This is a genomic window from Methanoculleus sp. 10, from assembly GCF_913757945.1.
GTDB lineage: Archaea > Halobacteriota > Methanomicrobia > Methanomicrobiales > Methanoculleaceae > Methanoculleus.
The window spans coordinates 281490-308317 of record NZ_CAJYDP010000003.1 but is presented as its reverse complement, the minus strand read 5'-3'; the positions used below and the strand labels follow the sequence as shown (position 1 = coordinate 308317).

The 26828-nt window shown below is 55.4% G+C and carries 28 protein-coding genes and 1 pseudogene; 13 read left to right on the top strand and 16 right to left on the bottom strand.

Annotated features, from left to right (window positions below; translation table 11 throughout):
• Window positions 1-115: 115 nt before the first annotated feature.
• A complete protein-coding gene (locus QZ408_RS05115) occupies window positions 116-316 on the bottom strand; it encodes a nucleotidyltransferase domain-containing protein (protein ID WP_292490131.1) in 201 nt (66 codons plus the stop codon).
• A 712-nt stretch (window positions 317-1028) separates the two neighbouring features.
• On the opposite strand from QZ408_RS05115, the gene QZ408_RS05110 reads away from it, so the two are divergent.
• The 4 genes from QZ408_RS05110 (at window position 1029) to QZ408_RS05095 (ending at window position 3582) form a co-directional block, all read left to right on the top strand.
• Window positions 1029-1943, top strand: a complete 915-nt coding sequence (locus tag QZ408_RS05110; RefSeq protein ID WP_292490130.1) for a hypothetical protein — start codon at window positions 1029-1031, stop codon at window positions 1941-1943.
• Between the two features lie 5 nt (window positions 1944-1948).
• Window positions 1949-2602: a hypothetical protein gene (locus tag QZ408_RS05105; RefSeq protein ID WP_292490129.1), complete on the top strand. Its 654-nt coding sequence runs from the start codon at window positions 1949-1951 to the stop codon at window positions 2600-2602.
• Window positions 2603-2851: 249 nt separating this feature from the next.
• Window positions 2852-3247 carry a HEPN domain-containing protein gene (locus QZ408_RS05100; RefSeq protein ID WP_292490128.1) on the top strand — a complete coding sequence of 132 codons (396 nt, stop codon included), beginning with the start codon at window positions 2852-2854 and terminating at the stop codon, window positions 3245-3247.
• Window positions 3190-3582, top strand: coding sequence for a nucleotidyltransferase domain-containing protein (locus tag QZ408_RS05095; protein ID WP_292490127.1), 393 nt, complete (start codon window positions 3190-3192; stop codon window positions 3580-3582). The genes QZ408_RS05100 and QZ408_RS05095 overlap by 58 nt, the downstream gene beginning before the upstream one ends.
• A 139-nt stretch (window positions 3583-3721) precedes the next feature.
• Here QZ408_RS05095 and QZ408_RS05090 read toward each other — a convergent pair whose 3' ends face one another.
• The 4 genes from QZ408_RS05090 to QZ408_RS05075 all read right to left on the bottom strand — a co-directional run bounded on the left by QZ408_RS05090 (window position 3722) and on the right by QZ408_RS05075 (window position 4663).
• Window positions 3722-3877 (bottom strand): hypothetical protein, encoded by a 156-nt coding sequence (locus QZ408_RS05090; protein WP_292490126.1) that lies wholly within the window; start codon window positions 3875-3877, stop codon window positions 3722-3724.
• Window positions 3874-4068 (bottom strand): type II toxin-antitoxin system HicA family toxin, encoded by a 195-nt coding sequence (locus QZ408_RS05085; protein WP_292490125.1) that lies wholly within the window; start codon window positions 4066-4068, stop codon window positions 3874-3876. The genes QZ408_RS05090 and QZ408_RS05085 overlap by 4 nt, the downstream gene beginning before the upstream one ends.
• A gap of 12 nt (window positions 4069-4080) precedes the next feature.
• The gene (locus tag QZ408_RS05080) at window positions 4081-4305 is read right to left on the bottom strand and encodes a type II toxin-antitoxin system HicB family antitoxin (protein WP_292490124.1); all 225 of its coding nucleotides are present in this window, start codon (window positions 4303-4305) and stop codon (window positions 4081-4083) included.
• Window positions 4306-4372: 67 nt separating this feature from the next.
• Window positions 4373-4663 (bottom strand): nucleotidyltransferase domain-containing protein, encoded by a 291-nt coding sequence (locus tag QZ408_RS05075; RefSeq protein ID WP_292490123.1) that lies wholly within the window; start codon window positions 4661-4663, stop codon window positions 4373-4375.
• Window positions 4664-5154: 491 nt separating this feature from the next.
• On the opposite strand from QZ408_RS05075, the gene QZ408_RS14840 reads away from it, so the two are divergent.
• From QZ408_RS14840 to QZ408_RS05065, 4 genes and pseudogenes are all read left to right on the top strand, one after another.
• The gene (locus QZ408_RS14840) at window positions 5155-5466 is read left to right on the top strand and encodes a type II toxin-antitoxin system RelE/ParE family toxin (RefSeq protein WP_365995567.1); all 312 of its coding nucleotides are present in this window, start codon (window positions 5155-5157) and stop codon (window positions 5464-5466) included.
• Between the two features lie 229 nt (window positions 5467-5695).
• Window positions 5696-6175: pseudogene (locus tag QZ408_RS14835) on the top strand (NAD-dependent epimerase/dehydratase family protein); the annotation flags it as partial.
• 73 nt (window positions 6176-6248) lie between these two features.
• The gene (locus tag QZ408_RS14830) at window positions 6249-6395 is read left to right on the top strand and encodes an NAD-dependent epimerase/dehydratase family protein (protein WP_365995591.1); all 147 of its coding nucleotides are present in this window, start codon (window positions 6249-6251) and stop codon (window positions 6393-6395) included.
• Between the two features lie 756 nt (window positions 6396-7151).
• Window positions 7152-8609 carry a hypothetical protein gene (locus tag QZ408_RS05065; protein ID WP_292490122.1) on the top strand — a complete coding sequence of 486 codons (1458 nt, stop codon included), beginning with the start codon at window positions 7152-7154 and terminating at the stop codon, window positions 8607-8609.
• A gap of 135 nt (window positions 8610-8744) precedes the next feature.
• Here QZ408_RS05065 and QZ408_RS05060 read toward each other — a convergent pair whose 3' ends face one another.
• Window positions 8745-8972: a hypothetical protein gene (locus QZ408_RS05060; protein WP_292490121.1), complete on the bottom strand. Its 228-nt coding sequence runs from the start codon at window positions 8970-8972 to the stop codon at window positions 8745-8747.
• Between the two features lie 527 nt (window positions 8973-9499).
• On the opposite strand from QZ408_RS05060, the gene QZ408_RS05055 reads away from it, so the two are divergent.
• Window positions 9500-10888, top strand: coding sequence for a hypothetical protein (locus tag QZ408_RS05055; RefSeq protein ID WP_292490120.1), 1389 nt, complete (start codon window positions 9500-9502; stop codon window positions 10886-10888).
• Between the two features lie 272 nt (window positions 10889-11160).
• Here QZ408_RS05055 and QZ408_RS05050 read toward each other — a convergent pair whose 3' ends face one another.
• The 10 genes from QZ408_RS05050 to QZ408_RS05005 form a co-directional block, all read right to left on the bottom strand.
• Window positions 11161-12285: a glycosyltransferase family 4 protein gene (locus tag QZ408_RS05050; RefSeq protein WP_292490119.1), complete on the bottom strand. Its 1125-nt coding sequence runs from the start codon at window positions 12283-12285 to the stop codon at window positions 11161-11163.
• A 39-nt stretch (window positions 12286-12324) separates the two neighbouring features.
• Window positions 12325-13464 carry a glycosyltransferase family 4 protein gene (locus tag QZ408_RS05045; protein WP_292490118.1) on the bottom strand — a complete coding sequence of 380 codons (1140 nt, stop codon included), beginning with the start codon at window positions 13462-13464 and terminating at the stop codon, window positions 12325-12327.
• Window positions 13465-13630: 166 nt separating this feature from the next.
• Window positions 13631-14575 carry an SDR family oxidoreductase gene (locus tag QZ408_RS05040; RefSeq protein ID WP_292490117.1) on the bottom strand — a complete coding sequence of 315 codons (945 nt, stop codon included), beginning with the start codon at window positions 14573-14575 and terminating at the stop codon, window positions 13631-13633.
• A 10-nt stretch (window positions 14576-14585) separates the two neighbouring features.
• A complete protein-coding gene (gene galU, locus QZ408_RS05035) occupies window positions 14586-15524 on the bottom strand; it encodes a UTP--glucose-1-phosphate uridylyltransferase GalU (RefSeq protein WP_292490116.1) in 939 nt (312 codons plus the stop codon).
• Window positions 15521-16789, bottom strand: coding sequence for a UDP-glucose/GDP-mannose dehydrogenase family protein (locus QZ408_RS05030; RefSeq protein WP_292490115.1), 1269 nt, complete (start codon window positions 16787-16789; stop codon window positions 15521-15523). The genes galU and QZ408_RS05030 overlap by 4 nt, the downstream gene beginning before the upstream one ends.
• 37 nt (window positions 16790-16826) lie before the next feature.
• A complete protein-coding gene (locus tag QZ408_RS05025) occupies window positions 16827-18011 on the bottom strand; it encodes a glycosyltransferase family 4 protein (RefSeq protein ID WP_292490114.1) in 1185 nt (394 codons plus the stop codon).
• A complete protein-coding gene (locus QZ408_RS05020) occupies window positions 18008-19426 on the bottom strand; it encodes an FAD-dependent oxidoreductase (protein WP_292490113.1) in 1419 nt (472 codons plus the stop codon). The genes QZ408_RS05025 and QZ408_RS05020 overlap by 4 nt, the downstream gene beginning before the upstream one ends.
• A gap of 100 nt (window positions 19427-19526) precedes the next feature.
• A complete protein-coding gene (locus QZ408_RS05015) occupies window positions 19527-20642 on the bottom strand; it encodes a glycosyltransferase family 2 protein (RefSeq protein ID WP_292490112.1) in 1116 nt (371 codons plus the stop codon).
• A 712-nt stretch (window positions 20643-21354) separates the two neighbouring features.
• Window positions 21355-21822 (bottom strand): hypothetical protein, encoded by a 468-nt coding sequence (locus QZ408_RS05010; protein ID WP_292490111.1) that lies wholly within the window; start codon window positions 21820-21822, stop codon window positions 21355-21357.
• Between the two features lie 67 nt (window positions 21823-21889).
• The gene (locus tag QZ408_RS05005; RefSeq protein WP_292490110.1) at window positions 21890-22990 is read right to left on the bottom strand and encodes a WD40 repeat domain-containing protein; all 1101 of its coding nucleotides are present in this window, start codon (window positions 22988-22990) and stop codon (window positions 21890-21892) included.
• Between the two features lie 207 nt (window positions 22991-23197).
• On the opposite strand from QZ408_RS05005, the gene QZ408_RS05000 reads away from it, so the two are divergent.
• Genes QZ408_RS05000 through QZ408_RS04985 form a run of 4 tightly spaced genes read left to right on the top strand, consistent with a single transcriptional unit; the run spans window position 23198 to window position 26828 of the window.
• Window positions 23198-23464, top strand: coding sequence for a hypothetical protein (locus QZ408_RS05000; RefSeq protein ID WP_292490109.1), 267 nt, complete (start codon window positions 23198-23200; stop codon window positions 23462-23464).
• On the top strand, window positions 23461-25062 hold the full coding sequence (locus tag QZ408_RS04995; protein WP_292490108.1) for an Ig-like domain-containing protein: 1602 nt from the start codon (window positions 23461-23463) through the stop codon (window positions 25060-25062). Before QZ408_RS05000 ends, QZ408_RS04995 begins: the two co-directional genes overlap by 4 nt.
• Entirely contained in the window at window positions 25052-25864 is an 813-nt protein-coding gene (locus tag QZ408_RS04990) for a DUF4350 domain-containing protein (RefSeq protein ID WP_292490107.1), read from the top strand. Before QZ408_RS04995 ends, QZ408_RS04990 begins: the two co-directional genes overlap by 11 nt.
• On the top strand, window positions 25857-26828 hold the full coding sequence (locus QZ408_RS04985) for a MoxR family ATPase (protein WP_292490106.1): 972 nt from the start codon (window positions 25857-25859) through the stop codon (window positions 26826-26828). Before QZ408_RS04990 ends, QZ408_RS04985 begins: the two co-directional genes overlap by 8 nt.

Here is a 26828-nt window from a genome sequence, read left to right as displayed (position 1 = left end):
AACCTTCCGCCACCCGTCGGGCGAGGGGATTCGCAAGGGGGAAGAGCTCGGCGCCGATCCCGATCCCGGAGAAGTACGTGAGGTACGTGGAGACCCGCTTGAAAGATGGGGCCGTTCAATCGCGTGCAAGGACGATCATGATATCGAGATCGCTCCCGGGAACAGCCCGCCCCCCGGCAAACGACCCAAAAAGGACGACGCGGAGGACGTTTTGGTCGGATGCCAGCCTCTCCACCGCCGCTCGTAGCCGTTCGTGGACGAGATCCGTATCAAGCCAGAAGACCGTCACAGAATTGAATGATTCTTTCCGCACCACTGACTGCATCCTCCCGGGCGAAGTAGTCTGCCGGTTTCCCCCGGGAAAACCCGTCCGGAATATAGTTGCGGTCGAGACTGCGTGCAATCCCAGAGAGGTCGGCGGGGATCTCCCGGCCGGCTGCCCGGAGACCATCGAGGAGAATGACCCCACGCGAACCGCCCCCGACCTCTGGTAGACGGCCTTTATCGCCTTTTCAGCAACCTGCTGCGAAATGAGAACCGAGCCCATTCGAAGAACCCGGTATCCCGGCCATGGCGAGATCCCGCCGCGCCTGCTCCATCCAGTCTGCACTCCGCTCAGGCATACCGCATGAGAATATGGAGACACAAGTTCACTTGAATGCAGGGTTGCGGATGCCGAATCAGGGCAGACACCACATCCTTCACGTGCTGCCCCACAAGCGGCAGGAACCGGCGGGGGAATACTTCGCCGTTACCCAAAGAGAGCAGGCCCAACCATGAGACGCAGGTACCCGAACGTATATTAACTGGATAGGTACAGTGTACCGTAACACGCCCGAAAACCACGCGGGATGACCCGATATGGCTCAAAAGATCGAACCGGGTTTCTCTCTGGAGGACGACGATGCCCGCCGCTTTGAAGAATACGTGGCAAAACCCGATATTACTCCGGAAGGACGGGTACGTGCCCACAGGGAGAATCCATACGCTGAAATATCCCCGAACCAAAGAAGTGCCCGGTGAGTTCAATGGCAAAAAATCCCCTGCTGAAATACTCCGTTGAGGTTCTCCTCGTAGAGGCAAACCCTGCCGGGGAGCCGTTCTTCCGCAAGACCCATCTTTACAAGACCTTGTTCCTGCTCCACCAGAACCTGTTGGGGCAGGGGATCGATATCGGGCTGCCCTACTGCTGGTACCTCCACGGCCCCCTCATCGAGGCGATTACATTTGAAGAGCAGACCGGAACCCCCCTTGATGGAGGGTACCTGCAGCCTGACGGAGCGACTGTGCCTCTTCGTCACGTTCACGACGAGGAACTGATGACCGGGGAAAAGCAGGTGGTTCTCCAGGAGATTCGAAAGATCCTGAGAAAATACCGGAGCGGGACCCGGTGGGAGGAGGGATATGGCAGCAGGCTGGTCGGTGATGCATACAAACTCGCTCCGTTCCGGTATCAGAGGACCTTCAAAAGAGAATACCTGGACTACCTGGTCTCCTTATCGGGCGAACCGCGGGTCTATGATTATGCGTACGGCCGGATCTCCTCAAACATCCTTCGATACCTGGATACGCTGATCAAGCAGTTCCCGGAGAATGAGATGAGCGAACTCCTCGATACCTACCTCGCGTGGGATGATACCGCCCGGCTCTTCGTTGAGACTCGCGATCCGCTTGATGCGCTCTCAAACAGGTACTGGGAGATCTTCTGCAGTCTTTTACGGGTGCGAAAAAACGAAAATGTGCCCGAAGAGATCGTCGAGCGGTGGGAGCGCTCGTTCGCACAGGAACTCCCCCTGTACGACCGCGAGTTCGAAACCACTCACGACGAAGCGCTGGGACGCCTGGAGCAGGATACCCAGAGCAGGGACATCGATCCGATTGTCCTCCGCCTCATGGCGTACGCGCGCGACGAATGCGTGCGGGCTCGCCCCAGGGAGATGTAGGACAATTGCCATATTTTCTCGACTCAAACGTTATTATCGGCTACATCTTTCATGCGACCGATCACTGGGGCAGGGCTGCAGTTCTGGCGTTCGAAGACCCTGAGCCCAACCACTCCGGCTTCGCCGTCCAGCGTGAATGCTTCGGGTTGTGCAATACCGGCATGGGAAAGGTCAGGACCATTCAAAAGGCTGTTGTACGCGCACTGCGGCGCGTGATCTATAACCTGAAGAGAGGCCGCCCCCTCAGTCAGATCGCCGCCAATTTTGATGGTGACGACCACTTTCAAGAGATTCTTGCAGAGATCAGGGTGGTTGCAACGGGCCAATCGAACCGGACGACCGATGCCGTGGTGTTGGAATCTCTGCAGGCCTTTGAGGTCGAAGTCGTCCGGCGGCAGGAGATCGTGAGAACCAATTGTGCATGGCACAGGCGGACCGCTTATTACCCGGACATCTCCGCGGTTCTCAATCGGGATATCTCCGATAGTGATGACGTCACGGTAGTCCTCGATGCGCACGATATCGCTCTGACCGTTCCTGACCTTGCCTATGTCTCCGGCGACTACAACCACATCGTCCGCCACGCCGATACGATCCTGACCCACACACGGATCGTGAGGGTGCTCCCCCTGGGACGGTTCCTGCCGGGATCGTCCTGAACCACGGGATTCCCGGCCACACCGGAGCAGTCGCTCACGACCCCTCAAACGTCCGACGGAGGGGCGGCGTCGTGGATATCCTCGAGGGGAGCCCGGGCACAGACCGCCTCACCGGCGACGGCATCCGTGGCTTCAAAGTATCGGCGATGACGAGGTCCGGCCCCCGCCCCGGGAGAAGAACCGCGGCGCACTTATATCTTCGGAGCGACAACTCATGGTAACCGTCGGGCAGAGACCATGGATGCGAATATGCGAGAAGCGGAGCGGTGGCTGCGGCAGGGGGAGAGGGATCTCGTCAGCGCAAGGAACAGCTGCCGGTCGGGCGACTTTGAGTGGGCCTGTTTTCAGGCGCAGCAGAGCGCGGAGAAAGCCCTGAAAGCCTTGCTGTACGCCAGGGGATTCCGGAGGATCCTGACGCACTCGGTCTACGAACTGATAAGAGAGGTCGGTGCATTCGAGCCCTCGTTCCAGGAGCTGAAGGCCGGAGCGAAGGTACTCGATAGCGCCTACATCATGGCACGTTATCCAGATAGCATCGTGGGAAACCTGACACCATCGGAGTATTACGATAAGGAGGATGCCGGGGAATGCATCGAGCACGCGGACTCGATCTGCACTGCCGCGAGGCGAGCGCTCTTTCGGTGATCGAGCAGGTCCGGGACCTTGTCCGGGAGATCCGGGCACGCCGGCGCATCTCCGCCGTCATCCTGCACGGGTCGTTTTCCCGCGGCGACTTCCATGAGGGGAGCGATGTCGACCTGATCATCGTCGGGGACGTTCGCGAGCGGTTCCACAAAGCCGGGCGGCAGCCATCCTCGATCTCACCGAGCTCCCGGTCGAACCGATCTGCTACACCGACGAAGAGTTCACCGAACTGGTCCGGAGCGGCAACCCGTTCATCCTCCAGGCACTGGCCGAAGGCGTCCGGGTGTAGGCAACGGACCCACGACGCGGTCGCCGATCAGGTTCTCCCCGGGTAGTTCAGCAAGGAGAGAGCCGGCATCGATTACGATCAACCCGGCCGTATACGGGGAGGAAAACCATCCCCATAACAGCCTCCGATCCCATCGAAATACTTTTAATAGCGCTGACGGTGACTACCAGTCATGACCCCGGCCGTCACCATCGATGAACTCTATCTTGAAATCGATACAGGAGACAATGGTCCGGCGGGAGGATCTCGACGCTCGAGATCTCGAGCAACCCCGAGACGATGGCGACGATCCAGAAGAGTGAAGAGGACATCGCTGTCGGACGAATAAACGTTATCTTCACCGATATTTCAGTAGCCTCATCATAAACTCCTCGCGGGTGAGGCCTGCCTGCCGGATTATCGCTCGTAGCACCCCTCTCCCGAGTTCTTCTCCCTGATGGACGGGGATAACGATACTTCTTCCATCAAGGTGCTGCAGAATGACATGGCTGCCCCTCTGCCGGGCAAAGGAAAAGCCAGATTCTTCAAGCACTTTTATTGCTTTTCAGCCTTCACAGGACCTAATTTCAACTGCCTGAACCCCCACAAACTCTCGCGACTCATCAGGTTCAGGCGATTCGTTGACTTCAAGGTAGAGTGAAATTGCCTCATCAAGCCGTACGATCAATTCTTCGTAAGTCTTTGCCTGTGTAAAGCATCCCGGTAGAGAGGGAACCGAGGCATAGTAGTAACCGTCCTCGTCTTTTTCAATAAGGCAATTGACTTTCATGCTAGTGATATCATGTAACGCTGCGGAATCAAATACTTATCTCAAGGGATGCTAAACCGCCACGCCGTCATGAAGAACCTGCCTGATGAAGGGGTACTCCCGGTGCGCCTGCATACATCCGCCCGCGAGAGGACCTTGACCGAGAGCCGGAGAGCATATCGAACGCCAGTCCGGCGAGGTATTCACGAAGGCGGAAGTCCTCCCGAGACGTGATCACGAGGATATCGATATCGGAGTCCGGCCGATCGTCTCCCCGCGCCACGGAACCGAAGAGGATGATCTCCTCTATTGCGTCGCCGCACGCCGCACGCGCCTTTGCCGCGAATTCATGGACGATCGGCCGCCTGACCGGGAGCATACAACGAATACTTGTGAACGCACGGTCATAATGATTGCTGATCGAACCGTCCCCGGAGAAGAAGCAGACCCTGTGCCCCTCGTGAATCAGGGGGGCCGCGCCGCAGGAGATCGCCCACGAACTCCTTAAACGCCAGATAGAGGGTTGATGGAGACGATGCCATCGCGGATATCGTCAAGAGGGACCCCGGCATAGATGACCTCGCCGGGGCGGCATCCTGAATCCATGTTAGGGTTGAGGACCCTCCCCACGGCGGAGCGAACGAAGATTGATAGTTCCTGCACCCATATGGAGGTGAGGAGGTTCGCAGCAAATGAGCACAGCAGGAGAACAGCATGTTGTCGATGAGCACGGGAACCGGGTCGCGGTGATCCTCCCCTGCAGGAGTACGAACAACTGCAGGAAGATCTTCACGACCTTGCTGTTGTAGCGGAGCGGCGCGAAGAACCGGCCATAGGGTTTGAGGAATTCAAAAAGCGGTACGGGCGCTAATGGCTGGATACGCGATTCAGGTCAAGGCAAGCGTCGAGAGAGATATCGCGGCATTGCCGCGCGATGTAATTCCACGCATTCTTCAGAGCATAGAGACTCTGTCTGAGGCGCCTCTGCCGTTTGGCGTGCGCAAGTTAAGCGGGGCAGAGCATCTCTACCGGATCCGCGTGGGAGACTACCGGATCGTGTATGCCGTGAACCATGCCGAGCAGGAGGTCATCATCCTCTACGTTCGTGTCGCGGTGCATGCCGTGGATTGTGAGAACGGGGATCGAGCCCCCTTGCCCCGGTCCTCTCGCTTCACGAGTTGACGGATTGCGGTCATGCAGGCATCGGGGGCTCAAGGTTCAAAAAGAGTGGCGCCACGGACTATAAACATTGGGTCATCTATGAACTTGACAATACTATCAACATTTCATGCTAATTTTTATACAACCCACATCTAATTAGGAGATCCTCCAATTTTGATTAGTTAATACTAAAAACGTCCTGAATACAATTCAGAAAACCCTAAACACCCCCGCCACCATAGTCTTACTCATGCGCTACATCGTCACCGGCGGGGCCGGGTTCATCGGCTCAAACCTTGCAGACACACTGGCACAGCACCACGACGTCGTCGTCATCGACAACCTCGCCACCGGCCGGCGGGAGAACATCGAGCACCTCCTGGATCACCCCCGGGTGACGTTCATTGAGGGGAGCATCACTGACCTCAACCTCCTGATGGAGACATTCCCCGGCGCGGACGGCATCTTCCACCAGGCGGCGATCCCGTCAGTGCCCCGTTCCGTGGAAAAACCCCTGGAGACGAACGCGGTGAACGTGGGCGGAACCGTGAACGTCCTCTGGGCCGCAAAGGAATGCGGCGTCCCGACGGTTGTGGCGGCTTCCACCTCGGCGATCTACGGCGACGACCCGGTCTTCCCCAAACACGAGACGATGGCGCCGACGCCGCTCTCCCCACGCGGTCTCAAAACCGCGGGCGAGCATTACGGGAAGGTCTTTTCCGACCTCTACGGCATCAGGACGGCCTTCCTGCGCTACTTCAACGTCTTCGGTCCCCGGCAGGACCGAACTCCGAGCACGGGCGGTGATCCTGAAGTTCGTCACCCGCCTGCTCGCCGGGAAACCGCCGATCATCTACGGCGACGGGGAGCAGACCCGCGACTTCATCTTCGTCGCCGACGTGGTGCGGGCGAACATCCAGGCGATGGAGGGCGATGCCCGGGGTCTTTAATATCGCCGGCGGCCGCCGGATCAGCCTCAACGAAACGCTGCCTGTCTCTGTGGGATCACCGGCATGCATGCCCGGCCGCTCTACGGACCTCCGAGAGCGGGGGATGTGCGTGATTCGCTTGCCGATATATCGCGGGCCAGGGACGCCTTCGGCTTTTCTCCCCGCAACACGGTCGATGAAGGGCTCCGCGAGACTGTAGGGTGGTTTAGAAGAGCATAAGAGCTTCCGGCCGGCAGGCTCACATCTGCTTGTGCAGGGGTAACTTCACGAAACCCAGAATGCATCTCATCACCTCCCTATGCGTACTGGGTGATACTTACCCTGACGCACAGCCAACCCGATGAACACCTTAAAGTGCCTAGTTTACCTCAGGGGCCTCAAGATTCCAGTTTCCACCTCAGCCCAGCCTCCCCATAACTCACATAAAGAATCCGAGTGTTCAAGTACATCTTCAGGAAATAACTTACATATGTAAGTGTCTCAAAATATCTTACAAACAGGGATGCCGAATGCCTTAATCCCGATCATTTAAGGTGAAATCAGATGTTCCAAGTCACATACACGGCGATTGGGCTGGATCATTACAATCCCGAACTTTCGATATTGTCGATCCTGTGCCCATCACAGAATAGCGGAATATCAACTTGATATTGCCCCTAGTATCGGAGCACCGCGCCACGGGCTATTCACCCCTAGATTGCCGTACTCCCTCAGTATCTACTACATAAACGTAATAAGCAAGATCTTGGATCAAATATGAAAAAGAATAACAACTTTAGCCTTCGCGCATTCGGTGGCGATGTCCTGATCTACTCACTCGGTCAAGCGTTTCTTCTTGCCTTCGGACTCATCCAGAGCCTGATCATCCCCAAGTATCTCTCCACAGCAGATTATGGCTATTGGCAACTCTTTCTCCTCTATGCAACGTATGGAGGTGTTCTTCATTTAGGGTTTCTTGATGGCATGCTGGTCCGCTGGGCGGGGAGGGACTTTCAAGAGATTAAACAAGAAATTCCAGCAGCGTTCAAATTTCTTCTTTTAGAACAACTCCTAGTTGTCGGCACACTTGCGCTGATTCTGGTCGTTTTCGATTTCCCCACTTTGGAGGTAACTCTCATAGTGCTTGTTAATGCTATAATTACTAATGCGCTCACATTTTTCATCTTTACAGCCCAAGCAGCCAAAAAATTCAAATTGGTGACAATTGCTAATACTAGCAAGGGTGCTCTCCTCCTGCTGATGATTATCGGGCTTTTTGTCAGCGGGAATTTTGGGTATGGATACCTGTGCCTCGCAACTATAGCAGCGGGTTCTATCATTCTCGTTCTGTTCGTTGTACATCTCCGTGACAGTTTGTTCCCACCGGGAACTTGGAGAACACCAGTTAAAGCTTATGGCAAAGAGAACATCAACATCGGGATTTATGTACTCTTGGGTAACTTTACCGCAGTACTCTTAGTTACCGTCGATCGGCTGACGGTCAGCTCCTTCTTTTCCATAACCCAGTTTGCCCAATATACCTTCGCAATGTCTATGTGTACGGTCGTCATAATGTTCGTCCAAGCGGTATCACAAGTATTTTTCCCGTATCTGTCAGGATCGTCATCTGAAATACGGACCCAGGTATATCGCATATTCAAACCGACCATTATTATCTTCTGGGCCGGAGCACTCACTGCATACTTTCCATTTACAGCATGGGTGAAATTTTACCTCCCTAATTACGCGGCAAGTCTCCCCCTGATGGCAATCCTCCTCTGCATGACGGGACTCATTAGCCAAACACAGATTCTCCACGTCAACTACTTCAAGGCATACAAGAAACAGCGCCTATACTTTATCTTAGCAGGGCTATCCCTCGTCAGCGCAGCGGGGCTCTACTTCCTTGCTGCTACCTACTTAGGGACGCTCACAAGCATCGCCATCACGACAGTTATTAGTTCACTCCTGTGGTACCTCCTTAACGAGTTCTCTCTTCGACGTTTCACGTCCACGAATAACCAAGAAGTCATTAAATGGCTGCTAGTGATCGGGGGATATTCTGGAGTATTTCTGGCAACGGTTGTGCTGACTCATAACTGGATGTACGGCACCGTCATCTACCTGATCATGTTCACCCTTGTAACCGGTATGATTCTTCGATCCGAAGTTACCAACCTCCTGCACATAGCAAAAACAATGTTAAACAGAGATACTGATAGAAAACCGGTTTAAACAGACTGATAAGTCATCGAACGCAAGAGACAAAATGCCAAATTATTCCACCAATGCCAAATGATGTACCCTGCATTCCCACACCGTTTGGCTACCGACCTCAGGTGGTCACGTAATTTTTACCAGAACAAGATGTCACAGGCACCCAGAACCGTCCTCTGCTTCTCCCCGATCTCCGTGATCAGCATCTCCCCTCCCGTTTATCCTGCTCACGCTGGGGGCTATAGTAGCCATATGCGGTGAAGGGCACCCTTCAATCATCAGTTCCACCGGTTCGACGAACATCGTCTCCTCATTGAACTGGTGCAGGTTCTTAGAGTGGACAATGGTCCGCCTGATCCGGAAGAGGGCCTGCTTCACCACCTTGAAACTCCGTACTGTGGGCATGGGGAACAGAACCTAGTTGTCGGCCAGCGCCCGCAGGTTGATGCCGGAACAGAATCCCGGTCCATGCTCATCATGGACCCGGTTAATCCTAGATGGTTGAGTATTTCAAGGGTGTGTCTGCGCGGCCCCAAGTAGGAGTAGTTTAAGGGGTTTCGGAGCGAGCATAATTTAAAAAGAGGACACAAAGGTATTATTATCATTACGCTTTAAGTACTATAACTATCGGATTTAAGCACTATCTACGACCCAATAAAAGAATTGTGCATATAGAATGGTGAGAGCATATTCAAATACAGTATATATGGACATAAGGGATTCCGATGCATAGAAGGAGCAAAATACTATTCCTTTATGTTATTTTCGCATTGATATTTATTTCTGCGTTTTACTTATTGTTTCGTAGCAGTCATCTTTCCAACGATGATGGCTTCTTTTTTGAAAGGCTTTGCAACTGGATCCCTATTTTCAGTTCAAACTCAGATATTCTCTCATATCAGTATATCATGCCTTTTGCCCCCATATTTCTGCAGATTATCAGCCAAATGACAGGTTTAAACATAATAGACGTATCATTTTTACCTTTAATCCCTATTGCAATGCTTTTTGCCACTCTATTATTCGCAAAAAAAGTGATTTCAGACCATATAGCCATAATAATTATTGGCATTCTCATTCTCTTTCGCCAATTTATTTTAGCATCTCATTTTCAGGAATACTTAATGGCTCAAGTGATGTACGTTTTTTTTGTGGCTTGCCTATACATGTATTATGTACAAACACATGGAAAAGCAAAAGTGGTATACTTAATATTCGCATTAGTATTTTTACTACAGACGAAATATTATGGCCCACCAATGGAGCTTTGGGTGCTAACTTTAACCTGCACGCTCCTCATCGTCATGGGAACTCAGGATCTGATAAAATACAGTATAATAAGATCTCAAACGGGATCAATACTAATACTCTTCATCCTCTCATTGGTAATATTTGCATATTTTAACCCAAAAATTTACGAGCAACTTGTGCATATGGAAGGCTCACTCTCCATACTAGGGAACACTATACTGTCTACATTAGAGATGGCCTTTTCGGGATCATCAACACATCTTGGAGAACTTGAAACCGTTCGGAGCTCTCCACTCGCACTCAAAGTAAATAATTTGCTTTATACAATCATCCTTGCGATTGTACCCCTAATTTGTGTAATGGTCTTAACCATTAAAGAGAAAAATCTATTTTTTTGGCTTAGGAAGCCCCACAGTACGTATATGGCCATATTAGTCGTACCCTTTATTGCAGAGTACGCGCTATACTCAATAATCGGCCTAACAACCTTAAGGTATTACTATTTAATTATGCCTTTCGTATGCATATACTGGTTATTGCAGGTCGATCAACGACGCATCTTCTTTAGAATTATTTCTAGCCTATTAATAATATTGACTTGCAGTTATTTTTGTTTATACATCCACTATGACATAAATTATAGTTTCGTAGGAGAAGATAGTACCTCAACATTGATACAGTTTATGGATAAGTTTTCCCCTCAAGAAAAGCTACAAACCCAGGAAGTGATGATAGACCATCATTCTCTAGGAGAGATAAAAACATATCTATCAAACAACCTCGGAGAGTCAAATACATTCAATTTTATCCAGTATAACGTGGAGCGATATAAGGATCTCATCAATTCTAACCCAAGTTGCGATTCCATGCTTCGATATACAATTGTGAATATCGATAACTACGACAAACCAATCCGGAAAGGGTTACCTGATTGGACGTACTACGAACCAATCAGCCAATACGACGTTCAAGTAGAATCAAATTATAATATAAATAAGATATATAGGAGCAAAGACTACTGCGTTTTCGTTTCCAACCCCATATAACAATCGTGCTGCTCCGAAGTTCTTGAGCACTTTGTTTAATCTCACGAACCTCAGTGAGTTAGTATTCAAAGAGAATTCCAGGTTTACTGTTCACCTTAATTCCTTCAAATATTCTGCCACTCAGTACTAAATGCCAGAGATTCGTCAAGATCTTGTGCCATAGCATAGCTGCATTTCAGTACGAAAGAGGCGAGGAGGGCGAAACCTAAGCTCCTCTTTCCCAACAAAACTGTACGACAAAAACGCTCACCAGATGAGGAAAGAGATAAAAGTCAGGGAATAAGGACTTCACTCCAGCTCTCCACAGATTTCTCGAAAATGTAATTCTCCTCCACGAACCGTCTCCCATTGTCCACAATTTGCTTCAATTTCGGCGAGTTTAACGCTCGAATTACATTCCTCGCAATACATTCAGGAGAGTTGTTTTCCATAATGAAACCAGTCACTTCGTCTTTCACGATGTCCGGTATCGCCCCTACTGGCGTCGCGAGCACCGGGGTCCCGCAGGCCATGGCCTCGAGTATTATGTTAGGGAGGCCTTCGGTATAGGAAGGAAGGACAAGAAGACGCAGTTGATTCAGGTGCTTGGGGAGATCTTCATGCGAGATCCAGCCCGGAAGAGCGGTGTGGGCAGCGAACCCCACTTCCTGCAGGGAAGCTTCGACCGCCTCTCTCAACTGCCCGTCCCCACCAATGAGCACACGGAGATCCTCCCGATCGCTGAGGATGCTAGGGAGAGCTTGGACAAAGTTCATGACACCTTTCTCCCCGCTCAATCGGCCGATGTAGCCGATGAGAGGGGGGCGGTCGAGCAAGAGGGTGGTGACAGTGAAGGTGTTGAGATTCAAAAAATGCTCGTGGGCAATGCGTATTTTGCGACGGTACTTTTCGAAATTCCACTCAGATACGAGATTGTGCGAATAAACCACAATATAAGTAGAAAGAAACAGATTTACCTTTAATGAAAATAAAGTTGCTATATAGAACAAATCATTTTGGTATATGGCATCTTTGATACTCGATCCACCTTTGAGCAATACGATCTTTTTCCCAAATAGTTTTGCAGTTAACATAGGTAAAATGAACTTATCACCACCGAAGAAAAAAACCCATGTGTCAACATGTTTATTTAACCTTTTCACAAGTAGGGCGAGCCTCACTTCCCTATATAAATAACTACTGATTTTCTTTACTAAGTTAGACTCTAAAGTGTAATCAATTCCATAAATAAGAACCCTTGAAGATTCGTTATCCTGAGCCAAAGAGTCAATACTAGTCAGGAGATATATTTGGGGTGAAAATGAACTAAGTATGCTTACTAAGTTTTTGCAAGGTATAGCATTCGATTTTGTTAACGGAAACGAAAAAACTCCCAACTTTAACTGCTTTCTATTCATAGATAGATTCCTCCCGCCGAACAAGGTTAAAAATTTTAACTAATGATGCTTGGATACAGAAAAATTCGTTTTAACTTGCACATCACCAGAAATTGCGCTGTAAAATCCATCAAGATAACTATTTGAAATAACCTTCCAATCTAAGTTTGCTTTGGCGTAATTTTGGACATTTTTGGAAATCTTTGCATCGTAATTACTTAAATAACCTTGAATTTGGGACTCTGCTATATCATCGTCTGATGGGTGAAACAACAGTCCCAAATTATTCTCTTCGATTAACTTAAAGTTTGGGATTCTTGAAGCGATACACGGCAACCCAGACGCCATAGCTTCTGCAACCGTAAGAGTAGGTTCCCCCCCCTCATATCTGCTGGTCATAAAGAAAAAGTCCGAGCAGCTGTATATCTCAGGTAAATCTTTGGATTTAACATAACCCAAAAATTTCACACGCACGTCATTCTTTTTCGCGTATGCTTCTAATTCCGGTAAAAGTTTACCGCCTCCAACAATAACCAAAAGATAGTCCTTGGAGTGCTTTTGAATCCTTTTGAACAAATCAAGCATTCTAAACGGCATTTTGTGGTAAGTTAACCTTCCAACTGATAGAAACACCGTCGATCTTATTGGTAAGCCATACTTTGCCCGGATTTCACCTTTCTTGGAATTAGGGCCAAATAAATCAGTATTAACACCATTCAATATTTTTGTGATCTTTTTTCGGTCAACTCCATTGGCCCTCAAATCTAAAATTGATTGGTCGCTGACTGAAGAAAAAGGAATATCAGGATCCAGCTTATTCAGACAGTAATTTTCAAGAACTCTAGAAAAGATCTGGTACGGTTTAAGGTAGAATGGATACTTTATGCCGTACGCGGTTGAATGAATTGTTACATAACTCCTCTTGAACGGATTCGACTTTAACATTAATGGGTAATGTAACCAAGCTATATCGTATTGATTCTGTCGGTTTTGAAAATATTTGGAAACTTTATACCAGTAATGGGCAAGGGTGAGTCTTCCGCATCCAGATATGGGTTCAATCTTTATATCAGGCCCTGTAGGAGAACAGACAGTGCATTCAATCCCCTTCTTTTCTAACTGCTGAACAACATTATACGCGACATTAGCAATCCCAGAACCATAGGGATAGTATTCCGTTGTGCAAACTAGCAATTTCATTCCTACACCTCTGATCTGACTTCATAGTCGAGATTTCAGTCCGCTCGTGATTGAATATCCACTATTTGGCGAACCCAGCTTCACTCTGCAAGTACATAGCATCTTTTTCATCGGCAGCTTTGGGTTGAGACATTTTGAGAGGATTGAACAGGTAAGCACAGTTCCCTCAAGGATTCTGCATAAACCACTCAACATACTTGCACAAACCCTCCCTGATAGAGACCTCCGGCCTGTATCCAACAAGTTCCCCCGCAAGAGATGTATCCGCGAGCGTATGCTCCGCATCACCCTTCTGCTTGTCAGAATAAACAACCTCAGATGCACTCACAGTGATCTCCCTGAGATGAGCAATCAGGTCGTTCACCGTGATCCGGTGACCGCCACCGACGTTCATCGCATAACCATCGGCATCACTTGTCTCGAGCAACCTTCGGTTCACCCGGACGATATCATCGATATAGGTGAAGTCACGGGTCTGCTCCCCGTCCCCAAAGATTGTGATCGGCTTGTTTGCGAGCATCTTTCGGGTGAAGATCGAGATCGCGAGGTCCGGGCGCATCCGGGGGCCGTAGACGGTAAAGTAGCGGAGGGAAACCGTCGGGAGGCCGTAGACCTCATAGAAGACCCGGCAATAGTGCTCGGCGGCAAGTTTCGAGACCCCATAGGGGGAGACCGGCATGGTGGGATGCGATTCGTCAAAAGGCAAATACTGCACCTTCCCGTAGACCGAAGAGGAGGATGCGTTGATCACCCGCCTGACACCGGCATCGAGGGAGGCCTTGAGGACGTTTAAGGTGCCGAGCACGTTGACGTTATTCGGTTTGAACGGGTCCTCGACTGATATCCGAACACCGGCCTGGGCAGCCTCGTGGAAGACAAATTCCACGTCAGAGTCGATCACCCTCCGGAGAAGACCCGAATCAGCGATGTCGCCCTTGATAAAACGCACATTTGGATCTGCAAGGAGGTTCTCGAGGTTCCGCCGCTTCAAATCCGGTGAGTAATAGTCATCGAGATTATCGATGATGACGATCTCGTACTCCTTTGCGACCTCTTCGGCAATGTGGGATCCGATGAACCCCGCCCCTCCTGTTATGACGACCTTTGACATAATCTCCCTATCACTGATCCTTTTCAGAGGAATCTGCAGTTGTCTCTGATACGACTCGTCCGGCCGAGAAAACCTCCGGTTCGTACTTCCCAAGCGACATAAGGTGCCCGGCGACATCGTCGCATGTCTCGGGATTTGCTAACGCGAAATCGATTATCGCCTTGATGTACCCCGCCTTGTCCCCGGTATCGTACCGCTTCCCCTGGAACACATGAGCATAGATCTCCTGGAACTGGAGAAGGATCCGTATCCCGTCGGTGAGCTGGATCTCGCCGCCAACGCCTGGGGTCGTATGCTCCAGGCACTCGAAGAGCTCGGGGGTGAAGACATACCGCCCGATCGCCCCGATGTTCGAGGGCGCCTCCTCGACCCGGGGCTTCTCGACGATATCGTCGATACGGTAGAGTGACGGGGCCACCCGTGTCCCCTGGATGATCCCGTAACTGCTGACCTTCTCTTGGGGGACCGTCTCGACCGCGATAACAGACCGCTGTTTCTCCCAGTAGAGATCGATAAGCTGCTTCGTGCAGGGGGTGCGATTCTTGATGATATCATCCCCGAGGAGCACCGCAAACGGTTCGTCACCGATATGCTTCTCGGCACGCAGGATAGCATCTCCAAGCCCTCTCGGCTCTTTCTGCCTGATGTAGTGTATATCGATGAGGGAGGAGATCTCCTGCACTGTCTTGAGCGCCTCGAACTTCCCGTGGTCGCGCAGGTGCATCTCCAGTTCCGGCGAGTCGTCGAAGTAGTCCTCGATCGCCCGCTTCCCCCGGCCGGTGATGATGATCAGGTCCTCTATCCCTGAGTCGATCGCCTCCTCCACCACATACTGGATCACGGGGCGGTCGATGAGCGGGAGCATCTCCTTGGGCATCGACTTCGTCGCCGGGAGGAATCGGGTCCCGAGGCCTGCCGCCGGGATGACAGCCTTCCTTACCTCCTTCACCAGCAGACCCCCTCGTAGATATCCGCGGTCCGGGAAGCCGCAGCAACCCTCCGGCCGTCGATGACGGTCTTCCCGCTGTAATTGAGGCGCTCAAACTCCTCCCACTCGGTCGTGATCAGGACGGCGTCGGCCGCAAGAACGATCTCGGCCGAGGGTGCGTACTCGATCTGCGGGAAGAGTGCGGCGAAGTTCTCCATGGCAAGAGGGTCGTAGGCGATGACCTCGGCCCCGGCATCGAGCAGCGCCCTGATGACCGGGATGGCCCGGCTTTCCCTGATATCATCGGTGCTGGGCTTGAAGGCAAGGCCCAAGACACCGATCCGCCGGCCCTTCAGGTCGGGGATGTGCGCCTGGAGCAGCCGGACCAGTTTCAGGGGCTGGCCCTCGTTGACACAGAGCGCTGCATGGAGGATCTGGAGATCCTCGCCATGACCTCCCGCTCCGGCGATCAGGGCCCGCACATCTTTGGGGAAACAGGAGCCGCCAAACCCGATCCCCGTCCGGAAGAAGGCCGGGCCGATCCGGTTGTCAAGCCCGACACCGGCAAAGACCTCCTCCGAATCGATCCCGAGTTTCTTTGCGAGGTTCCCGATCTCGTTGGCAAAACTGATCTTTGTCGCAAGGAAGGCGTTGCTCGCGTACTTGATCATCTCCGCCGTCCGGATCGAGGTCTCGATCTTCGGGCAGGTGAAGGAGGCGTAGAGATCCCCGAGCGCCCGCATCGTCCTCGCATCTTTGGCGCCAAGCACGATACGGTCAGGCACGCAGAAGTCGTGGACGGCGTTTCCCTCCCTGAGAAACTCAGGGTTAGACCCGAGGCCGAAGTCCACAAACGCCCGCTTCCCCGATGCCTCTTCGAGCGCCGACCGGATCGGCCCCTCGGTGCTCCCCGGGAAGACGGTGCTCTTGACGATGATCGGATGGAAGTCCGGGGTCTCCCGCAGGGCCTTTCCGATCGTGGCGCCTGCAGAGAGGACGTAGGTGAGGTCGATCGACCCGTCGTCCCGGGACGGGGTGCCGACGCAGATGAACGTGATGTCCGTATCACGCACGGCAGCGGTGAGGTCCGAGGTCGTGGTGAGGCGCTCCCGGTTTTTCTGGATCAGGTCATCGAGCGAGGGCTCATAGATTGGTGACTCCCCCCGCGAGAGGAGATCCAGTTTCTTCCTATCAATATCGTAAAAGATGATGTCGTGACCGAAGTCAGCAAAACATACGCCGGTGACCGTGCCGACATACCCGCAGCCAACAATTGAGATCCTCATACCGTTTCACCTATATTCGCAACACCAGCCATCCGGCTCACCTCACCTCATCTGGACGGGAGACCCCAGATACACGTTTAAGATGGCTGTCCCCACTCTCGCGAGATTTATCTGCCGCCCCATCTCCAATAAGAGATGTATACAGGTCAAGAGTCTTAGAGACAGTGTCGCTCCAAGAGTACATGGAGACTGCTCTCTCCCTCCCGTTCTTTCCGTAAATTTGAGCCGCCTCAGGGTCTGATGCCAGCGTTGAAAGAGCAGCAGCCAGAGCCTCAGGATCCCTGAGCGGGAACAACAGTCCACACCCAGAAACAATTTTGATCAGCTGGGGAAGTTCGGTGCAGGCAACCGGGACGCCACAGGCCATCGCTTCGAGGATCGTCCTTGGAACACCCTCTTCAAGGCTCGGAAGAACAAACAGAAAGGACTCCTGATATACCTCGGGAAGATCCTTGTTCTGAACAAAATCCCTGAGAATAACCTTCTCCGTGAGGCCCAGATCCTCAACCATTCTGAGGCAATCCTCCTTCTGAGGCCCTCTTCCGATCATCAGGAGTGTATAATCCGGGAAATCTTTTGAGAATAACTGGAAGCCTCGCAAGAGGTATTCGACACCCTTTCCCGGGACATATTTACCAATCCAGAGGATCTGCTTTTTAGGAGTAACATTCGTTAAAGGAGCGAAACGGTCCGTATCTACACCGTTGTGGATGACCGATATCTTTTCAGGGGGGATACCTAAGTCGATTAACTGATCCCGCTCTGTCTCTGTGTAACAGATGATCTTATCAGCGGTGCTATAAATCCACCTGCCAATAGTCGGGATGTATATCTTCTGTAGCCACATGGGAGCAGTCTGCGAAATGAGCCCGTGATTCGTAACCAAAAGAGGAGGTGAACCTAACATTCTCACAAGGGCACAGAATACTGTCGAGAAATACAGGTGGGAGTGAGCATGGATGATATCATATGCTTTCCTCTCTTGAAATAGACGATAAAATAGCCTCGGAGCTATTGAATTTCGGAAAATCGTTATTCCTCTGAACCTGACGATACGGTAATTATCACGCACCTCTTCCAGGGGTTCATCATCCCAGATAGACGTATAGACCGTCACTTCGTTGCCTGAAGATGCCTGCATCTTCGACATTTCGTGAGCATGAATGGCAATCCCGCCAACGAAAGCGGGGTACAGGTCACCTGCAACCCTCAGGATCTTCACGCTAAACCACCTCCGGATTCTTTGGTGAACTCACTTACGATCTCATCAGCGGCGTTTGAGCCGGCTTCCATCGCACGATACTGGTCCATGTAGGTGAAAGTCCCGGAGCGCCCGATCAGTTTGAGGTTCTTTAAGCCTCCCAGATAGGCCATTACAGTTCTCAGACGATCCGCATACCCAAGATCATAGACCGGGTATGCATATCGCTCCCTGTGAACAAAATAATCGACGACATCGCCCTCTTTGACAATACCTAGTTCCTCGAGTTTGGGTATAGCAATCCTGAATAACCCTGAGTCATCCTTATTCCAGAGATCGTCCTCATACCAACAGAAGAACTCGACAGCCAGAGCAGTCATATCATCGGGGCAGGTGTTCTGGTTGTAATTCTTCTGTTCCATCAGTCGTGCAAACGGGATTTCAGGGTCCGGGTAGTAAATACAATGTTCACGTAGCACACGGCATTTATTGACGATTAAGTATAGACACAGATGTGACCTGTGTTTTAAGTTCAAAACAGAATCTATAATCTCAACTGGCGGCTTCGGATCTAATAATTGGATAAGTTGACCGATTGGAATAGACGAAAGAACATAGTTGGGGTGATAGGACTGGATTGTGCCTTTTTCACAAACTACAACTTCGTGAATGCGTCCGTTATCGTGTAGAATACGTACTGGATAAGAATCGGTCTTTACCTCGCCGATGTTGGCTTTTTCAATGTTTGCTTTAATCTGTTCGCAGATTAATCCTATACCCATCTCAGGATAGCAGACCGGATGCCCTGATTGGGAGCGAAGGTTCTTCCCAAAGTTGGAGATCTGACCTATAAGGACATCCATTATTGAGAACTCACCAACCCGCCAGGCCAGATCAGAAGAGAGGTCCGAACATTTGAGCCCCCATGTTTTTTCGGAGTATTTGAGAATAAAGAGATCCGCCAGAGATCTCCCTAACTGGGTGGTTATCACCTGTTCAAATGACGTATTTCCATTCGAATTATGTGGAGATTGAGACTTGGCACCTAGATAGTCATAGACCATGTGCAGGGCGCTCAAAAAACCGACATTTTGCAAGGCATTTTTGATTTGAATCGGGTAATCAAATGCATCCTCGCCAACACGGACAGTTTCCAGATATTTTCGGTTTAACGTCTCATAGTGGATCAACTTATCGCCCAGCAAGTCTTCGATAAAACGATACATTTTCTCATTGTAATCATACACATAGGGTTTGGTGCACAGGATATGGGGGCCGACATCCAGGGAAAATGGGCCATATTGTATTGTTTTCGCAAGACCGCCAATAATATTCTCTTTTTCAACGACTGAAAAATTAACGCCATTACTAAGCAATCTCGAAGCAGCTGACATCCCTGCCGGGCCTGCACCAAGAATCAGAATATTGTTATCCATAATGTCTACCTACACCGGTTTTGCATATGTTGCATCATTTTAACGATCCATAAAGCGATGCTGAGAGGGCATTGATATCGCCAAAAAAGCCTCAGACCTGTCAGTGGCCTCCTTTTTGCTCGGTTCTTTGCGGAGGATGTACGAGGGAAGATGAAATCAAAGGGGAATCAGAAGGCGTAGCAGAGGACCCGACTGCCCCCTTCTTCCCCTGCTCAATAATCTGCACAAGCGAGTAGAGGATGATTCCCACGGTCGCGAGCAAAAGCCCGAGGATCATCACTGAGAACCCACCGGTGAAGACGATGTAGTGGAACTGAGCGGTGCGATAGTACTCGGAGAAAGTGTAGATCTCTGCAGCAACCCCGATGAGGGCAAAGACCGCCCCCGGGATCCCGAAGAACACCAGCGGCCGGCGGAGACTGATCAGCCGTACAATGTTCATCAGCACCCCGACCCCGTGGGAAACCGGGTTCTCGCTCGATGTCCCCTCGATGTCGTAACGCACCTTGATCGGCACCTCGGCGACCTGCAGGCGGTGGTCGCTGATCTGGATCAGGATCTCGGAGCCGGCGCTCATCCCCTCGCCGCTGATATGGATGGCCTCGATCGCCCTCCGCCCATAGGCCCGAAACCCGCTCTGGGAGTCGGTGATCGCGAGGTTGTTCCCCGCCATCGTCGTCGCGGTGTCGAGGACCTTCATCCCTACTTTCCGGTAGGTGGGGATCTCCCCGGCCGAGCCCTCGACGAACCGGGAGCCGATCACGACGTCGTTCCCCGCCCGGAGCTCCGCAAGCAGCCGGGGGATATCCCCCGGATTGTGCTGGCCGTCGGCGTCGATGATGACGAGCTCCTCCGCCCCCATCTCCCGGGCGGTCGTAAAGATCGTCTGGAGCGCCCCGCCGTAGCCCTTGTTGGTCGCGTGGCGGATGACGATCGCCCCGAGCGCCTCCGCGATCGGGACGGTCTCGTCCTTCGAGCCGTCGTCGACGACGAGGACGGCGTCGGCGTGCTGCCGGGCGCCGAGAACGGTCTTCGCGATGTAGGCCTCCTCGTTGTAGGCCGGCATGGCGACGAGGGTCCGGACGGCCCGCCGCGGCCTCGCCTGGCCTGCGAGACTCTCGACGAGGAGGATCGCATCCTCCCCATTGTCGCCGGCTCTGGTGACCGGCCCGGCCGGGCGGGCGGGAGGAGAAGGGGTGCGTGTGCGGGTGCTCATCGTGATTCCTCCGGGGGGGTCCCGGTATACGCCGGAATAACCGCCGCGAGTTCCGGCTCCGGGGCGGCACGGGTGCTCTCCGGGCGGGAGAGGCTCTGAGGGTTAGCAGATTCGATCATGGATATGCCGGTATGCTGGGTCGTGAGAAGCCCCTGGGTAAGGGATGGGACGACTGTCCGCCGCCCGCCGGGGCAGGGGGCGGGGCTGGGACGCTGCTTCTAATACGATAAGTACTACAGTTGGATGAATAAATATATCGATATAAATCAGGAAATGCTGCGGAGCATTAACGAAAAAATGCCCTTCCTGGGGGCGGGAAAAGGGATGCCGGTCACCGGGGGCCGGTCGGGCTTCCAGCACAACCCGGCAATTCCCATATAAGAACGTTCCCAAAAAGGATCTTTCCTGAACGTGGCCGATTACAGATAATCGCGGTTAAAAACCCCCATTTGAGAAATATTCTTTCCTCCTCCGCCAAAATCACCATCCGGAGATGATGGTTGCTCCATCGGGATATCTGACGAACAACCGGGATGTTCTCCCTCCCGCCCCGCCCGGGTCACCCGCGACAGAAGGCCTCCCGCGGGCCGGTGAGGCAAAGCGCGTTGCGGTAGCCGCCCTGGCCGGAGACGGAGCGGTGGCAGGGCGCCCCTCAAGGCCGGGAAGGGGATACAGTGCTGCGGTGAGCCCGAGAAACCCCCAGGGGAGCCCGCTACCCGATCTCCCCGGCAAGCCGGAGGTATGCCGCCTCGAGCGCCTCGATATCCTCCCTCGCGGGGTCGTCGTGGCCGTAGGCAAGGCGGTCCGCATCCGCAAAGAACCGGGCAAGCCCCTCCCGATCCCCGGGGAAGGCGTCCAGGGCGTCCGCAACGGTGACGATGCGGGAGCCGGTCCGACCCCGGATCAGGGCGATCATCTCCCGCGAGAGGAGGCGCGCTGCTTCCCGGGCCCTTCCCTCGTCAAGGGAGACCCGCCACGGGGCCGGAGGCGTCTCCACAGCCGCAGGGGAGAGAGCAGCCGGCACCTCCCCTGCCACGACAGGGGCGATCTCCGCTTCAACGGCCGGGAGGTCCCCCTCCTCCCCGGCCCGGGAGGCCTGCCGGCGCTGCCGGTAGAGGTACCCGGCGCCGACGGTCACGGTGCCGGCAAGAAGGCCGAGAACGAGGAGAGGGAGCGCCATCCCCTCAGGGGGCAGGGTGGTCGTGTTCCCCGGGTGGTGGCGGGAGCCGCGGTTGCCGTAGAGGGAGTTACCGCCGTGGAAGGGGTTCCCGCCGTGGGGAGGGAGTTACCAGGGTGGAAGAGGGAGTTACCGCCGTGGTCGAGACCCTGATCACCTCGTGGAGCGAGGCCACGACGCCCGTGGTGCCGTCCGCGGTGAGGGCGACGTGGTTGACCCAGCCGTTGAGGGCGTAGGTGTCGAGGAGGCGCCCGGCGCCGTCGAGGAGATAGGCCCGCCCGTCCATCGAGCCGGCAAGAACACGGGAGCCGTCCTGCGACACAGCAACGTCCCGGATCCAGCCGCCGGCGGCAAACGTCCAGACCGCCCCTCCCTCCCGGTCAAAGCAGGTGAGGGTGTTGTCCTGCAGCCCGAAGACGACACGGGAGCCGTCCTGCGCGATCGCGAGCGCAGTGACCGGGCGGGGACACCGGTGCGTCCAGAGAGTTGCCCCCGTGCGGTTCAGGAGGCGAACGCTCGCGTCCGAGGCCGCGGCGATCTCGTTCCCGGTCCCGGAGACGGCGACGGCGGTCCCGCCCGTGAGGCTATCCTCCAGCGCCCAGAGGCTCCGCCCGGCGCCCGTATAGTAAAAGAGGCCGCGGGTGGAGATGATCGCAACGTACTCGCCCTTCCCGGAGAGGGCGACGTCGCGGATCCCGGAGAGGGCCTCGACCCCGTCATCGGGGTCGCCCCGGGTGTCGGCCGTGGCACGGAGGGTGCCGTCGGCGTCATAGAAGTACACCTTGCCGAAACGATCCGCCGCCACAACCCGCTTCCCGTCCGGGAAGAGGGCAAGGGCCACGGCGGCGGAGGGCAGGTCCCGCCTCCAGATCACCGCAGCGTCCCGGCCAAAGAGGGTGAGGGAGGGGCCGGCCGCCCCCGCGATCAGGCGCCCGTCGGCAGAGCAGGCGGTCAGCCCCGCCGTCCACTCCTGCCAGAGAGGGGTGCCGTTGCCGGCAAGGAGGCAGAGCCGATCCCCGCCGGTCAGGACATACGAGCCGTCCGGAGTCAGGGACAGACCGGTGATCTCGGACGGCACGGAGTGGGTCCAGAGGGGGCTCCCTGCCAGGGCACCGGCCGGCAGGGCGGCAAGGAGGAGACAGACACCGAGAAAGACCATCGCGCACCGCATACGCGAGAATGTTTCTGGAGCGATACCATAATGTTTCCGTTTTGTATAAAGGGGCATTTAAAATAGTATAATCATGATCCGGGCCCGATGGAACCGGGGACCAGAGGTCCCGGCACCCGCTCACCCCCCGATTCCCCCCGTCCGCCCGGAGACGGGAAGGCATCATTTCAATAAGATTATCTCTTGCAGAGCCGAAATTTAGTCAGGATGGCGGGTGCGAAGAAATACTATGCTGCGGCCGTACTCGCAGCCTGGCTCATCATCGTCGCCTTCTTCATGGTCCTCTCCCGCACGCTCGACCTTGAGGTCTTCTTCGTCCTCTCGCTCATCGGCCTCCTCGTCGTCGCGGTCCTGATCGACGGGGCCTTCTCGCGCCCCCGCTACATGCGGTATATCGGCTACCTCATCGCCGCCGGAGTCGCCCTCTTCGCCTACATCGTCGCCCAAAAAATCCTGGAGATCCTTGCCGCATGAACCCCCGGGCCTCGCGCGCCGTCCTCATGGCGGCAGCCGTCCTCGTCCTCGTCCTCCTCGGAGCCCGGGCGGCCGACCCCGTCCTCTACACGGCCGAGAACATATCGACCGCCGCCCACGCCGACCCCGCGACCGTCCAGAAACGCTCTCCGGGCGACGCCGCGGCGCTCGTCCCCCTGATGGACGACCTGCTGGGCCAGACCGGGACCCTCGCCCTCACGATCAAACTTAAAGACTACGAGAGCGCCGAGGGGGACCTCGCCCGCTACAGCGAACTCTCCCGCCAGTTCGACCGGCTCGTCGTCACCCTCGACGTCTCCGGGACCGACGTCGGCGAGTTCCAGCAGAACAACCGGCAGAACCAGGAGGCCCTCACGACCCTCTTGAACGACACCCGGCGCTTTGAGGATCTCCAGCGCCTCGAGATCGAGGTCCGGGGCGACGACGAGCAGCACATGGCCGTCGTCTACGAGGGCGAGGCCCTCCGGCAGAAGATGCGGGAGGGTTTCTCCGCCTACGCAAAGAGGGAGGCCGCGACGACCCGGATCGCCGAGCACTACGAGATCAACACCACCCCCTACCAGGAGAGCGTCGAGGACTTCGCGAAGATCGCCGACGCTGCGGACGACTGGCGGGAGAAGACCGGCGGCAGAAGCGCCCCGAAGTCCCCCCTCAGGATCGCGGTCACCCCTGATGAGGGGCACTACGGGGACACCCTGCTCATCGCCGGGACCCACGCCGGCGGCAGACCGGGAGCTCCCGTCGAGATCTACGTCGACAGCAGGCTGACAGCGACCGTCACCCTCGACGACGGCGGGCCCTACCGGCACCCCTACCGGGTCGGCCGGGTCCCCGCCGGACCGCACCTCGCCTACGCCGTCGCAGGACCCATCTTCTCCGAGGTCACGACGTTTGAGATCCTCTCCGGGAACACCAGCATCACCCTCGCCCTCGCGGAGGTGAACGGGACAGCCGTCGCCTGCACCGGGAACCTCACGACCGGCGACGGCCGCCCGGTCACGCTCGCCCCGGTCCTCCTCCGGGTCGACGGCGATACCCTCGTCGCCGCGGAGACCGACAAAAACGGCACCTACGAAAAAGAGATCGCCCTCCCCGCCGGGGAGCACACCCTCCGGGCCGAGTTCCACGGTGCGGGCTACCCCCTGAACGCATCGGAGAGCCCGGCGGAGACGGTCACCGTCCCGGGCGAAGGGCTCTCCCCCCTCCCCTTCGCCGCAGCACTTGCAGGTCTCTTCGGGACCGGGTGGTACCTCCGGCGGCGCCGGAACCGCCGGGAGGAGAGCCCGGTCGTCGAGCCAGCCAGAGAGACAGCAGAGGAGGCCGCGGTACCGCCGCCGCGGGTAGAGATCGCGGGCCTTCCCCCGCGCGAGGCCGCGACCGTCCTCTTCTGCACGCTCCGTGCCCGGCTCGGCATCGCGGAGACAAAGACCCCGCGGGACTGCGCCCGCATCGCTCCCGGCCACGCCGGGTTCTTCGAGCGCTACGAACTGATCCGGTATGCAGGAGAGACCCCGTCCGAGGAGGAGCTCCGCGCGATGGAAAAGGAAGCCCTGGGAGGGGATGCGGATGCAGCGTGAGGCCTGGGCGGTCATCCTCATCCTCCTCCTTGCCGGCGGAGCCGTCTTTGCCCACGTGACCACCACCCCCGAGGAGTACAGCCGCTACAACACGGGCTGGAACGGCACGTCGGGCTTCGCCGGGGCGGAGGTCCGCGACCTTCGCGGCCTCGACCCCGGGGCGGCCCTCCTCATCCTCGCGCCCGACCGGCCCTTCACGGCTGAAGAGGTCGGGCACCTCAGGGCGTTCCTCGACGACGGTGGGCGCGTCATCATCGCCGACGAGGACGGGGCGGCAAACGGCCTCCTCGCGGATCTCGGGAGCACGATGCGGGTCCGGCCGGGGAACCTCGCAAGCCTCGACCGGGACCACGCCGACCCCGGGCTCTTTCTCGCCCGGGTGGTCGGGAACGACACCCTCTTTGCCGGGGTCGAGACCATCCGGGTCAACCGCCCCGCGGCGGTCGAGGGGGGCGTTCCCCTCCTCGAGACATCCATCCTCACGTGGGAGGACGCCGACGGCGACGGCCGGATCACCGGCGCCGAGACCTTCGAGGCCGCGGTCGTCTGCGCCCGGGAGGGGAACCTCACCGTGCTTGGCGACCCGAGCCTCTTCATCAACGCCATGCTCGCCGAGAACCCGGAGTTCATCGAGAATACCCGGCCGGTCCTGCTCGACGGCACCCACAGCAGGACCGGCACCACTAATCGAATCATCAACACAAGATTATGGATACAGGAGACGCCGCTGGCCGTGGCAGCCGCGGTGGCCCTCGCGGTCCTGCCGGTGGCCTACCGGTTCGGGAGGAGAGAGAATGAGTGACAACCTAACCGAGCGCATCGAAGCAATCGCAAACGCCTACGAAGAGATCAGGACGACGACCCAGCAGGTGGTCGTCGGGAACCAGCCCCTCATTGAGGTGATCTTCATCAGCATGATCAGCGGCGGCCACCTCCTCATCGAGGGAGTCCCGGGAACCGCGAAGACCACCGTCTGCAAGATCGTGGCACACCTCATCGACTACGACTTCAGGAGGGTCCAGGGAGCCGTGGATATCCAGCCGGCCGACATCATCGGAGTCCGGGTCTACGACCGGAACCGAAACGAGTTCGTCCTCCAGAGAGGCCCGATCTTCACGAACTTCCTGATGGTCGACGAGATCAACCGCTTGACCCCGAAGACCCAGAGCGCCCTCCTCGAGGCCCTGAGTGAACGCCAGGTGACGATCGACGGGATCACCTACCCGCTCGCCGACCCCTACTTCACCATCGCCACCCAGAACCCCCACGAGGCCGAAGGAACCTTCCCCCTCATCGAGGCCCAGCGGGACCGGTTCATGTTCAGCACCACCCTCACCCACCTCAACCCGGAGAACGAGCTCGAGGTCCTCCGGCGGGAGCGCGCCGGGGAACTCGACTGGAATATCTACCGGGACCGGATCACCCCCCTCCTCAACCCCGCCGAGGTGGGGGCCATGGCCGAGACCATCCAGGAGATCAGGGTCGATGAAATGGTCCTCGCCTACATACGCGACCTCGTCCTCGCCACGCGGAACCACGGCGACATCCGGCTCGGGGCGAGTTCCCGTGCCTCAATCGCCCTTCTCCGGGGTTCAATGGCCCGTGCGGCCTTGAGCGGCCGGACCTACGTCATCCCCGACGACGTCCGGGATCTGGCCCACCCGGCGCTGCGCCACCGCATCCTCCTCTCCCGGGAGGCCGCGATCGCCGGGGTCACCCCCGACCAGATCATCGACGAGATCCTCGAGAGCATCGGGGTGTCGTAG

Excerpts from the sequence above, each read along its gene's own strand:
- QZ408_RS05110 (WP_292490130.1), top strand. The coding sequence starts at position 1,029 with ATGGCAAAAAATCCCCTGCTGAAATACTCCGTTGAGGTTCTCCTCGTA.
- QZ408_RS05100 (WP_292490128.1), top strand. The coding sequence starts at position 2,852 with ATGCGAGAAGCGGAGCGGTGGCTGCGGCAGGGGGAGAGGGATCTCGTC.
- QZ408_RS05095 (WP_292490127.1), top strand. The coding sequence starts at position 3,190 with ATGCATCGAGCACGCGGACTCGATCTGCACTGCCGCGAGGCGAGCGCT.
- QZ408_RS05080 (WP_292490124.1), bottom strand. The coding sequence starts at position 4,305 with ATGAAAGTCAATTGCCTTATTGAAAAAGACGAGGACGGTTACTACTAT.
- QZ408_RS05075 (WP_292490123.1), bottom strand. The coding sequence starts at position 4,663 with ATGCTCCCGGTCAGGCGGCCGATCGTCCATGAATTCGCGGCAAAGGCG.
- QZ408_RS14840 (WP_365995567.1), top strand. The coding sequence starts at position 5,155 with ATGGCTGGATACGCGATTCAGGTCAAGGCAAGCGTCGAGAGAGATATC.
- QZ408_RS05065 (WP_292490122.1), top strand. The coding sequence starts at position 7,152 with ATGAAAAAGAATAACAACTTTAGCCTTCGCGCATTCGGTGGCGATGTC.
- QZ408_RS05055 (WP_292490120.1), top strand. The coding sequence starts at position 9,500 with ATGCCTTTTGCCCCCATATTTCTGCAGATTATCAGCCAAATGACAGGT.
- QZ408_RS05050 (WP_292490119.1), bottom strand. The coding sequence starts at position 12,285 with ATGAATAGAAAGCAGTTAAAGTTGGGAGTTTTTTCGTTTCCGTTAACA.
- QZ408_RS05045 (WP_292490118.1), bottom strand. The coding sequence starts at position 13,464 with ATGAAATTGCTAGTTTGCACAACGGAATACTATCCCTATGGTTCTGGG.
- QZ408_RS05040 (WP_292490117.1), bottom strand. The coding sequence starts at position 14,575 with ATGTCAAAGGTCGTCATAACAGGAGGGGCGGGGTTCATCGGATCCCAC.
- QZ408_RS05030 (WP_292490115.1), bottom strand. The coding sequence starts at position 16,789 with ATGAGGATCTCAATTGTTGGCTGCGGGTATGTCGGCACGGTCACCGGC.
- QZ408_RS05020 (WP_292490113.1), bottom strand. The coding sequence starts at position 19,426 with ATGGATAACAATATTCTGATTCTTGGTGCAGGCCCGGCAGGGATGTCA.
- QZ408_RS05015 (WP_292490112.1), bottom strand. The coding sequence starts at position 20,642 with ATGAGCACCCGCACACGCACCCCTTCTCCTCCCGCCCGCCCGGCCGGG.
- QZ408_RS05010 (WP_292490111.1), bottom strand. The coding sequence starts at position 21,822 with ATGGCGCTCCCTCTCCTCGTTCTCGGCCTTCTTGCCGGCACCGTGACC.
- QZ408_RS05005 (WP_292490110.1), bottom strand. The coding sequence starts at position 22,990 with ATGCGGTGCGCGATGGTCTTTCTCGGTGTCTGTCTCCTCCTTGCCGCC.
- QZ408_RS05000 (WP_292490109.1), top strand. The coding sequence starts at position 23,198 with ATGGCGGGTGCGAAGAAATACTATGCTGCGGCCGTACTCGCAGCCTGG.
- QZ408_RS04995 (WP_292490108.1), top strand. The coding sequence starts at position 23,461 with ATGAACCCCCGGGCCTCGCGCGCCGTCCTCATGGCGGCAGCCGTCCTC.
- QZ408_RS04990 (WP_292490107.1), top strand. The coding sequence starts at position 25,052 with ATGCAGCGTGAGGCCTGGGCGGTCATCCTCATCCTCCTCCTTGCCGGC.
- QZ408_RS04985 (WP_292490106.1), top strand. The coding sequence starts at position 25,857 with ATGAGTGACAACCTAACCGAGCGCATCGAAGCAATCGCAAACGCCTAC.